Genomic DNA, 8,596 nt, shown 5'->3' on the forward strand with positions numbered 1-8,596 from the left:
CCGATGCACTTGTCCACCCAAGGGCCGCATTCTTGCATTCGGCAAAAGTAGGCGGGATGGGGGCATCCGGCGAGACTGAGATCGGGGACCTCATGTCCGTCGGATCCGCCCATCCCCAGCTACTGCTCGTACCGGCCCTCGGCGCCCCATGGCAGCCTGGGCAGCGCGCCGCTCTTCCTCGGACAACGGATCCGAGCGGGTGTCTCTCACTACGAGAACAGGAGTGCCGTACGGGGCAAGGCTGGGCGTCCTGAGCAGCGGCCTCGTTGGTGCGCGGGAGGTGGCGCTGTTCCACGTAGACGAACTGGCGGACCAGGTCGTCGACTCGCGCCGCCCAGTCCGCGGGCATGAAGGAGCATTGCTCGAAGACAACATCCAGACCATCACGCGCATCGCAGCTCAGCAGAGGGCGGTACCCCGCCCTCTCGGACACGCCACGCACATAGGATGCGCACACTCTTCATACTTTGGTTCCACCAGTTCAGCGAGGTGGCTTGTGTCCGCATCCGCCGTGACGCCCGACGATGTTGTCCGCCACGTCTTCCGTTACCTCGCGGAGGTGGGTGAGAGCCGCACCAAGCCGGTGCGGACGCACGACGATGCCAGGCACCAGGTGTGGTTTGCCGACCTGCCCGCGCAGTTCGGCTCCTTCCTCACCGACGCCGTCCCCGGCGACACACCGTTGTGGCTGCGGGCCGACCGACCCGTACGGCACGAACCGCCGGCTCCGCCGCTGCCGCTCGCCCACTGGCTGGACGACCGGGAGATCCGCGACTCGGCGAGGGAAACGCCCCCCGAGCCGCGGGCCGAGACGGACATAGCGGCGGAAGAGATCTCCGCCGAGGGAAGCGCACGCACCCGGCACATCACCGTGTCCCTGGCCGACTCGCCCCAGCGCGACACCGTGTACGACCAGTACTGTGCCTGGTCCCGTGAATGGGAAGGGTGGGCACGTCGCGACCGCGCAATGAAGCCCGTCATACGTGCCTACGACCGCCTCTACCGCCTGTGCGTGGACGCCTCCGAACTCGGCGAGACCTTCGAACTGGTCGTCGGATTCGGCTACCTCACCTGGTCGGTGCAGGGCGAGCCGATCCGTCGCCATCTCGTCACCTGCCGGGCCGTCATCACCATCGACCCCGACACTGGAGCCATCACCGTCGGGCCCGATCCCGAGCACGGCAGCCCGGTGCTGGAGGAGTCCATGCTCGACCCCGGGCAGAAGGCGCGGGCCGACATCCGCGCCCTTGTACGGCAGGAGCTGGAAGCTGCCGGCGAGACCACGGATCCGCAGCTCGCCGACCACCTGCACCGGGCCCTCACCACCTGGATCATCGCGGCCCACGAAGCAGGACGCTACGACCGCGCACCGAATCGGCACCGAGCAGCTGGAGACCCCTCCGCACCGGTCGTCAGCTTCGCGCCGGTGCTGCTGCTCAGAGAACGCACCCGGCGCAGCATGCTCGAAGCGCTGCGCGCCGTCGCCCTGTCCATCGAGCAAGGCGCCGAGCCCACCGCTCTGCTGCGGGCGATCGCCGGTGCGGGCGGTGACCGCCCGCTGGGGGAACCGGGCAGCGGTGACGCAGCAGGACCGCCGCCGGAGCTGTACTTCGCGCTGCCCTCGAACGACGAACAGCGCACCATCGCCGAGCGGCTGCGGGACCGGGATCTCGTCGTGGTCCAGGGGCCGCCGGGCACCGGTAAGACGCACACGATCGCCAACCTGGTCACCGACCTTCTCGCGCACGGCAACCGCGTACTGATCACCAGCCATACGGCACGTGCTCTGAAGGTTCTGAAAGACAAACTCCCCGTCGCCATCCGCGAGCTGTGCGTGAGCCGTACCGACGACGGAGCCGGGCAACTGGAACTGGAGCAGTCCGTCAAGGCCATCCTCGACCGGCAGGGAGACTTCTCCTCACGGGCATACCGGCGACGCATCCAGGAGCACGAAGAGCGCCTCAGATCCGCCCGGTCCGCGCAGGCGCTCGCCCTGAAGGCGCTTGGTGCGCTGAGGGAGCAGGAGACATACCACCATCCGGCCGAGATCGGCGACTACGAGGGAACCCTGGCCCGGATCGCCCAGCGGCTCGCCGAGGAACACCCACGGTTCGGCTGGATCGGCGCCGTCCCCGCTGACGCCCCGACGCTGAATGCCGAGGTGCTCACCCGCCTGCGCCGTGCGGCGCTCGCCTTCACCGATCGGCACCGTGCTCTCGCCGCATCGGTGAGCGCCGCGCTGCCCGAGCCCGGGCAGCTGCCCACGGTGCCCGCCTTCGCCGAGGCGGTCGAGACGGTAAAGGCGGCAGAGGCCGACCTCGCCGCGCTCCGGCAGGACGGCTCCGTCTCCCGCCTCGACGACGCCGTGTCCGCCCTCACCCCAACACAGCAGGACCAACTGGCCACCGCGCTCGACCACTTCACTGCCGCAGCCAGGGCGGCCACCTCGATGCCGGCCGCCTGGGCTGCCGAGCTGCGTGACGAAATCCTCGCCGGACAGGACCTCGGCGCGCGCAGCCGCCACGAGCGCACCATCGCGGCCCTGACCACGATCGAGGAGGCGGAGCGTGCCCTCGGCACCACCCTGGTCACTGGGCTGGAGGCGTACGACGTGCCGATGGCCCTCGGTCTCGCCGGCACCCTCCGGGACGGGCTCGCGTCCGGTGCGAAGCTGCGCGGAGCCCTGGGCATGAAGACCAAACTGCGCAAGGCTGTCGGCGACTTCCCCGAGACCGTGCGCGTCGACGGCCGCGCCGTGGAGACAGCGACCGCCGCGTCCGCCGTGCTGCACCGCGTCACGCTGGAGCGGCACCTCCAGGACATCGAACAGGAGTGGGGCGACGGCCACGACGCATGGCAGGCCACCGCCCGGCGCACCGCCCGCCTGCGCCAAGACATTGCCACCCTCACCACTCTGACCGCTCTCGCCGACATGCGCCACGCCGTGGTCAGCACAGCCGCAGCCGCACCAGGGCTGGCCGGCGTCGGCTGGGGCGACCCGGAGCGGGCCACCACCGTGCGAAACCTTCTGAAGGCCAGAGCAGCGCGCAGGAACGCCGCCCCTGCCCGCACTCTGATCGACGACGCCCTGCGTGTACTGCGCGCCGCGGCCCACCGCAGGGGAGCCTCGGCAGCCCTGGAACGAGCCCGCGCCGCGGTCGAGTCCCGCGACCCGGCGGCCTATAGCGCCGCGGTGAACGACGTGGACGATCTGCGGGAGGCACTCGCGCGCAAGAAGGCATGTGACGACGCCTACCGGCCGGCCGCGGCCGAACTCCCAGACCTCGCCGACAGAGTGGAGTCCACACCCGAGGACGAAGAGTGGGACACCCGACTCGCGGACTTCGAGGCCGCGTGGGCGTGGTCGGTCTGGTACGACCGAATGAAGGAGCTGACGGACCCGGAGGCCGAGGCCCGGCAGATGAGGCTGCTCGCCGAGGCGGACGTCGAGATCCGCATCGGCCTGGAACGGCTGGCGGCCGACAAGGCCTGGTTCAGCTGTCTGTCCCGGCTCACGGACGACCAGGCCGTGGCCCTCACCTCGTACCAGCAGAACGTCCGCAAGCTGGGCAAGGGCACCGGCAAATACGCGGCCACCTACCGCAGACAGGCCCGGGAGAGCTTGCAGGCCAGCCAGGCGGCGGTGCCCGCCTGGATCATGCCGCTGCACCAGGTGACCGAAACCGTGCCGATGGACCAAGCCGGTCGCTTCGACGTCGTGATCGTCGACGAGGCCAGCCAGTCCGGCTCCGAGGCGCTGCTGCTCGCCTGGCTGGGTGCGAAGGTGATCGTCGTCGGCGACGACCAGCAGGTCAGCCCCGCCCAGGTGGGCGTGGACCACGACGAGCAGTTCGCGCTCCAGCGACGGCTCCTCGCCCAGTTGCCCGCCGCCCGCCGCAACCTGTTCACACCGACCGCCAGCCTCTTCGACATCGCGTCCGGACTGGCCGGAGGCCGCGGCAGGCTGATGCTCCAGGAACACTTCCGGTGCATGCCGGAGATCATCGGATTCTCCAACGAGCTCTGCTACGGCGGCCGGCTCCAGCCGCTGCGACAGTACGGTGCCGACCGGCTGCGGCCCTTGCGCCCGGTGCATGTACCCGATGGCTATGTCGAAGGGAGCGGGCAGAAGCAGGTCAACCGGTTCGAGGCGGTGCGGCTGGTGGATGAGGTCGCCCGGTGCATCGACGACCCCTCATACGCGGGGCGCACCATGGGTGTGATCACCCTGCTCGGCGCAGGACAGAAGTACCTCATCGAAGACCTGCTGGCCGACCGGATCCCGCTGGATGAGAGACAGCGCCGACGCCTGCGCGTGGGCAACGCCGAGGAGTTCCAGGGCGACGAGCGCGACATCGTCTTCGTCAGTACGGTCGTGTCGCTCACCGGCCCTGACGGGCCGCGCCGCATCGGCTCCTTCAGCAGCTCCCTGAACCGGCAGCACCTCAACGTGGCCGCATCCCGGGCCCGCGACCAGGTGTGGTTGTTCCACAGCTTCACTCTCACGGAACTCGGCGAGACCGATCTGCGGCGTGCCTATCTGGACTGGTTCTCCCGCCCGGCCGAGGAGCAGGACGGCCTCGGACTCGGCGAGGTCCGGCCGGACGTTCCGCACGAGGCATTCGACAGCCTTTTCGAGCAGCGTGTCTACCTGGCTCTGCGGGCCCGGGGCTACCGGGTGCGGCCGCAGTATCCGGCCGGCCGCTACCGCATCGACCTCGTCGTCGAGGGCGGCACCAGACGCCTTGCCGTGGAGTGCGACGGCGACGCGTTCCACACGGAGGAGAACGCCGACGCGGACGCGGCACGCCAGCGCGAACTGGAGCGCGTGGGATGGACATTCGTCCGCATCCGGGGCAGCCGCTTCTTCCTCGACCCGGAACGGGCACTCGAACCGCTGTGGGCGGAACTCGACCGACTCGGCATCGAGTCGGCGGCGTACCCACCTGGCGGCGGGCTGCGGGCAGCGTCGCCCTTGAACCGAGCCCCTGAGGACAGCGTTGCGGGCCCGACCGATGACCTTGTGGACCCGACCGGGGACGGCGGCACGGTCCCCGACGGCGGTACGGTTCCGACAAGCGACGGCAGTGCAGTCCCCAGGCGTGACGGCGACACGGACCCGATCGGCCGCAGCCCTACGGTCCCTACCGGCCACAGCGACGACGCCCCCATTGGCAGCGTGGAGCCCGACGTCATCGAGAGACTGATGCGCGGCGCATCCAATGCGGGCGTCATCAGTCAGCGGGCCTTCGCACTGGAGGCGGACCGACTCGGGCTGAGGACCGATGAACAGCGGCAAAGGCTTCGTGACGGGCTGGCCGCTGCTGGCATTCACGTAAAAGTGTCGCGCCGGGGAGGCGTGAACCTCCATCCCCCGCACGGCGCCGAGGAGGCGCAGCCCCAATTCGTGACCGTGGCACGGCTGCACCGCGACGAGGTCAATGCAGCCCAGCACGCGTTCAGCATGCGGGCGACCGTGCCCGAGGCCGCACGGTTCCTCGGGGGAGCGGGTGTGCCAGGCTTCCCGGGGGCCGACGCCGTGGACATCCTGCGCGAGGGGCATGCCGTCCTGCGGGTCGCCCACCCCGAGGTACACGCGATGATCCGCGCCGCGATCGCCCATGCCGACGTACCGGTGCTGGGAGACGACGGTCAGGTGGGGCTGGCGCGGCACCACGCACCCAGATCCTCCGGCGCTTCCGACGGCCGTACGACGGAGTTGCTGCGTGCACGAGCGGTGGCTGACCCGGCCCCGGTGAAGAGTCTTCCGGCGGTGCCGCGCCAGCCGACCCACGGCGACGAACCCGCCCCCGTGACGGGAATCGCGGTTCTCGGCGGTGCCGGGGCGTCTCTTCGTCTCCCGATCGACCGGCTCAGCGTCGCCGCCCATCGACGGGTGCAGCGCGAGCTCCAGCGCGTGCAGGACGCGCTGGACCAGCCGCTTCCGGAGATCGTGGCCGTGGACTCGTCGTCCAGGAATGCCCAGCTGGCCGATAACGACAGGCGGCGCCAGGCCCTGCAGGAGCGGCGCAGTCACCTGCGTGCCCTGCTCGACCAAGTGGTCCCTGACTCTTCCCTGACGGGCGGGGCGATGGTCGTCCCTGGATGCCTCGTCGGAGTCGAGGACCCGGACGAGCCCGGCATCATGACGTACGAGATCGCGATGCTCGCGGGTGACGAGGCGGAGCGGTTGAGCCCTGACACCCCGCTGGGGAAGGCCCTGATGTGGCGAGAGGCCGGGGACGAGGTGAGCTGGCAAACGGAGCGGGGCACGCGCATGCGCGTCATCGTCCGGTACATCCAGGACTGAGAGATCGCAGCGGAGCGGGACTGCGCGGCGGCTGCGGGGCGGTCCGTAGCTGGTCGTGCCCAACAGCCTCGCGTCCCGCCAAGCCAGTGCGGATACGGAGCGTCAGGCCGGTGGCGACGGGCTTGGTCGCCGTCCCGAGCAGAGGAGGAGTAGACGGAGGGGGCGCTTGCGATCGGCGCCAGGAAGAAGAAGGCGAGGGCCGGTTCGACGAGGCTTACCCCGGCGATCCAGCCCAGGACCCGCAGGGATCCACGCAGAGCCAGGCTGTACAGGGTGACCAGTGCGCTGACGCAGGCCAGCTGCCGAGCTCCCCAGCAACCATTCGATGAGGGACACCGGACAACTCATCGGAGGTGGGGAAGGGCGGCATTCTCATTGGTCGGCGCTGCCGGGTGGGACGACCCATTCGGTGGGTTGGCCGGTGAGGGAGGCGATCATGTCGAAGTCGCCGTCGTAGTGGAGGACCGTCCGCTGGTGCAGTTCTGCCGTGGCGGCGATCAGTAGGTCGGGGAGGGACAGGGCGCGGTGGAAGCCCGCGTTGAGAGCGTGGCGCTGGACTTCCAGGGCGCGGGCGAAGGTGTGGTCGTCGGCGTGGAGGTAGTCGAAGGCGTGGAGCCAGGTGCTGATCCGGGTCGCCTCCGAGCTGTCCCGTGCGGAGTGGATCATCTCGTACTCGGTGGGCTGGCATACAGCGAGGAGGTAGCGCTCGTGCAGGGGCTTGAGTACGTCCTTGACGTTCGGCTTCGTCCAGCGGGCGAGGGCGGACTTGTCGATCAGGTAGCGGTCCTGCATCAGGCAGCCCGCCCTCCGTCCCGGTCGCCGTCGCGCTTGAGGGAGCCGTCCGCGTTGCGGGGCCCGGTGTTCTGCACGATCTCGCTGAAGTCGAGCTCGCCGGCCTCCATGGCGTCGAAGCCCTCTTGACGAAGGTGCCTCTTGACGGCGTCCTCCATGGCGAGGCGGACGGCTTTGGCCTTGGTCTTGGTGCCGAAGATGCGCATGGCCTCGGTGACCATGTCTTCGTCGAGGTCGATGACGGTTCTGGCCATGTGGATGCTTCCTCCGCTGCTAGTCTTGTCAGTAAAATGATACCTCTTGTTGTCTAAAATAGATGTCGTTTCGCTCGGGAGATCTCGTCGCGGGTGGAGGCTGCGACGTTCGTGGTGAAGTGCTGCGCGGCTCCTTGTCTGAAATGAACAGCCGTGCCTTGCGTCAGGTTCCGCCCCTGTCGGGGGTCTCGCCAGAAGGGATGGGGCGGCGAGAGGGGCCTGGTCGAGTGGTCCTGCCGGTGGACAGTCGGTGGACAGACGCCTGTGGACAGTGCATCACGGGGTGGCATGGGCCAGTTGCCCTGATCAGGAGAAACGTCATTGGGCAGCATGATGCGTCAGCAGGCAACACGAACGCTCACGGTCTCGTAATGCGTAGGTCTCGGGTTCGAATCCCGAAGGCGGTGTCGGCGGTCTCTGAACCTTCACGGAACGACGACAGGCGGCTCTGAAAAAGCCCAGGTCGCATAGCTCGTGACCTGGGCTTTGTGCTGCTCAGGCATAGCGAGGCGCTGGATGGGAACGACGTGGGAACGGCTTGCGTGAGCGGAGCGGCGCCCTGGTCTGCTTCTTGGGCGTCTTCCGTGTGCCTTTTCCCCGCCACAGCCTGGGCTTTCGTCACCTTGGCGGCCTTGCGGGCCTTCTGTCCCCATCAGGGCTATGCGCTGGCTGCGCTACACAGCGCACCCCGTCGTTGCCACGCAACTCCGTGCTTGACCTCGGCGAGCGTCGACGATCTTTTCGGCCCGTCCCAACTGCGGTATCCGGTCGAGGAGTACGCCCATCGGGCTGCCGGGGATCAGTTCGCCGCCGCCCCGGTGGACGCTCAAGATGGGGCGGTCCTGGGCGCCGCAGTAGTACAGGGCGGTTGATCCGTGGTCGGTGACCAGGGCGTCGGCGGCGATCAGGACGGAGGCCCACTCCTCGTGGGGATCCGGCAGGATCACCCCGGCGTCGGACCGCCTCCCTCTCTGCCCTCCGGGCAACGGGCAGCTCTATCGGCTCCGGCACCTGCGCTGCAGCTGATTGCCGGCGGTCACCGTCCCACGGTGTCTGCTGCTCCACATCCCCTCCAAGCGGCGCCATGACCGCCGCGAAGACGGCTCACCCGTCGTGTAAGAGGTCCTAACAGAAGTGGTTGATCATGTGACTGTTGACTTGTCCGCTCGTTGGTGTGGTCGTGGGGAAGAGACAGTCGCGGCCGTGGATCGTGTCGGACGAACTATGGGCGCTGGTCGAG

4 protein-coding genes are annotated in these 8,596 nt (G+C 69.0%); 1 reads left to right on the forward strand and 3 read right to left on the reverse strand.

The genetic code is table 11. From position 1 onward, the window contains the following. Nucleotides 1–496 precede the first annotated feature (496 nt). Nucleotides 497–6,310 carry an AAA domain-containing protein gene (locus F7R91_RS26505; protein ID WP_225320803.1) on the forward strand — a complete coding sequence of 1,938 codons (5,814 nt, stop codon included), beginning with the start codon at nucleotides 497–499 and terminating at the stop codon, nucleotides 6,308–6,310. 372 nt (nucleotides 6,311–6,682) lie between these two features. On the opposite strand, the gene F7R91_RS26515 is transcribed toward F7R91_RS26505, so the two are convergent. The 3 genes from F7R91_RS26515 to F7R91_RS26525 form a co-directional block, all read right to left on the reverse strand. Then, entirely contained in the window at nucleotides 6,683–7,102 is a 420-nt protein-coding gene (locus F7R91_RS26515; protein WP_150951917.1) for a PIN domain nuclease, read from the reverse strand. Beyond that, nucleotides 7,102–7,356 carry a type II toxin-antitoxin system VapB family antitoxin gene (locus tag F7R91_RS26520; protein ID WP_150951920.1) on the reverse strand — a complete coding sequence of 85 codons (255 nt, stop codon included), beginning with the start codon at nucleotides 7,354–7,356 and terminating at the stop codon, nucleotides 7,102–7,104. Before F7R91_RS26520 ends, F7R91_RS26515 begins: the two co-directional genes overlap by 1 nt. Before the next feature lie 674 nt (nucleotides 7,357–8,030). Further along, nucleotides 8,031–8,303, reverse strand: coding sequence for a hypothetical protein (locus tag F7R91_RS26525; protein WP_191971648.1), 273 nt, complete (start codon nucleotides 8,301–8,303; stop codon nucleotides 8,031–8,033). Between the last annotated feature and the right edge of the window lie 293 nt (nucleotides 8,304–8,596).

Source organism: Streptomyces luteolifulvus (assembly GCF_008806595.1).
GTDB lineage: Bacteria > Actinomycetota > Actinomycetes > Streptomycetales > Streptomycetaceae > Streptomyces > Streptomyces luteolifulvus.

Coding starts and splice junctions, on each gene's coding strand:
- F7R91_RS26515 (WP_150951917.1), bottom strand. CDS start 7,102: ATGCAGGACCGCTACCTGATCGACAAGTCCGCCCTCGCCCGCTGGACG.
- F7R91_RS26520 (WP_150951920.1), bottom strand. CDS start 7,356: ATGGCCAGAACCGTCATCGACCTCGACGAAGACATGGTCACCGAGGCC.